The 1,822-nt window shown below is 61.9% G+C and carries 2 protein-coding genes and 1 pseudogene; 2 read left to right on the plus strand and 1 reads right to left on the minus strand.

The window, feature by feature from the left end:
* A partial coding sequence (pdxR, locus tag P0D73_RS46335) for a MocR-like pyridoxine biosynthesis transcription factor PdxR (RefSeq protein ID WP_408436438.1) occupies positions 1 to 1,098 on the plus strand: 1,098 nt, incomplete at its 5' end.
* A gap of 267 nt (positions 1,099 to 1,365) precedes the next feature.
* Positions 1,366 to 1,546: pseudogene (locus tag P0D73_RS46340) on the plus strand (FAD-dependent oxidoreductase); the annotation flags it as partial.
* On the opposite strand, the gene P0D73_RS46345 reads toward P0D73_RS46340, so the two are convergent.
* On the minus strand, positions 1,484 to 1,822 hold a 339-nt coding region (locus P0D73_RS46345; protein ID WP_408436441.1), incomplete at its 5' end, for a hypothetical protein. The pseudogene P0D73_RS46340 and the gene P0D73_RS46345 sit on opposite strands and share 63 nt — an antisense overlap.

A 1,822-nucleotide genomic window follows, 5' to 3' on the forward strand; every position in this document is an offset into this window, starting at 1 on the left:
GTCCCGGTCGGTTTGACCGCGCCCGGCGATATCTGGCGTCGCCTAGGTAACCGGTTGCGCGCAAGGGGCCCGGGCGCGCCCACGGGATATGCTGATCCGTTGGGCGCGTTACCCCTGCGCGAAGCGATCGCAACCTATGTGCGAAGGTCCCGCTCCGTGCGGTGTGAGGCGGACCAAGTCATTGTGACCAGTGGTACGCAACAGGGACTTTTTCTCGCGAGTCAGGTCCTGCTTAGTCCGGGCGATCAGGCGTGGGTCGAGAACCCTGCTTACCGTGGCGTCACCGCAATACTTGAAAACATCGGCTATCGCGAGGGCGTGATCCGTGTGCCTGTTGACGCAGAGGGTCTTGATGTTGAGGCTGGCATAAGCATGGCCCCGCATGCGCGCGCGGCATTCGTTACGCCGTCCCATCAGTATCCCTTGGGGATGCCCTTGAGCATGGCGCGGCGCACGGCCTTGCTCGCGTGGGCACGCGGCAGTAATGCCTGGGTAGTCGAGGACGACTATGATAGCGAGCTACGCTACGAGGGCTATCCGTTTCCGGCCCTTCAAGGATTGGCTCCGGATCGCGTGATTTATCTTGGTACGTTCAGCAAGATTCTGTTTCCATCTCTCAGGCTGGGCTATTTGATCGTCCCGCGCAATCTCGTCGATGCGTTCTGCGGTGCACGCGTGCTCATGGATCGCCACCCGCCAACTGCCGATCAGCACGTGCTCGCCGCCTTCATGGCGGAAGGGCATCTGGAGCGGCACATACGCAAGGTTCGAAATGTCTATTCCGAGCATCGGCGTCAATTGATTGATACGCTCGAAGCTTTGCTACCTGCTAATCTCGCGTGGATCGAGCCCGGCGATCAGGGGATGCACCTCGTACTCTGGCTCGCAGACGGCTTGGACGACCGGGAGGTCGTCGAGCGCGCCGCTAAGGAAGGCGTCGCGGTACGCGCGGTGTCGCTCATGTTTGCGCCGGAGACGGGACGCCCCGGTCTTATTCTTGGCTTTGGAGGGTTCAGCAGCGAGCAGATGAAAGCCGCTGCTCAACGCTTGGCGGCAGTAATCACGGGTACACGAGATGGAAAGACGCGGCGCAGATAGGTCATGCGGTGTCAGGCGCCGGGTGATCGCCATGAATGCACACCGCAGCTTCGATGCTCTGCGTCAGTCGGCTCTGATCCCAAACCGGTCATTGCCGACCAAAAAAATTCGAACGTCCGGCTCGGGTCGACAGTTGCCCGATGCGGGCCGATCAACGGCGGCCCACACCGCCCGCGGCCATCTACGGCCATTCGCCCGCGCTTTCACACGGACATTCGAACGTCGGCTCCACTACCAGACACCGGACGTTCGTGCGCGGATCATATCGGTCGCGTCGTGGCGCTGACGGGCATCGCGGGTCGCGTGCTCGCACAGGCAATGGCGGGCGAGGCCGCCCTTCGAGCTGTTCGCGAAGCCAAGGCATGCGCGCTTTCTTGGCGGCCCGTCATTTCGCGTCCCGGCGCTTGATCTCGGCATGCTGGATCAGCAGATTCGAGAACTGTTCTGAAACGAAGCGCGACGACCAGCACGTTTCCCTTTGCACCAGAAGCGACAACAGACCTCGCTTCTTGACCGTCCGGACCGGCCGTTGAGTCCACCCGGGCGGGTGATGCGTCACGCCACTGTCATCGTCTGCGATCCCTGCTTTTCCAAGTATGCCGGTCGACTGGATATGAGTATTCCCGCACGGAGTTTCCCCTTTCGAGCGAACACCATGTGGTTTCTGGCGTGGTTCCGGGCGGGTGCGCCGCTGGACGCCTGCCACCCGCACGATTGTTTCAGC

Origin of the sequence: Paraburkholderia sp. RL18-101-BIB-B (assembly GCF_046026985.1) — a bacterium.
In the GTDB taxonomy this organism is placed as follows: Bacteria; Pseudomonadota; Gammaproteobacteria; order Burkholderiales; family Burkholderiaceae; genus Paraburkholderia.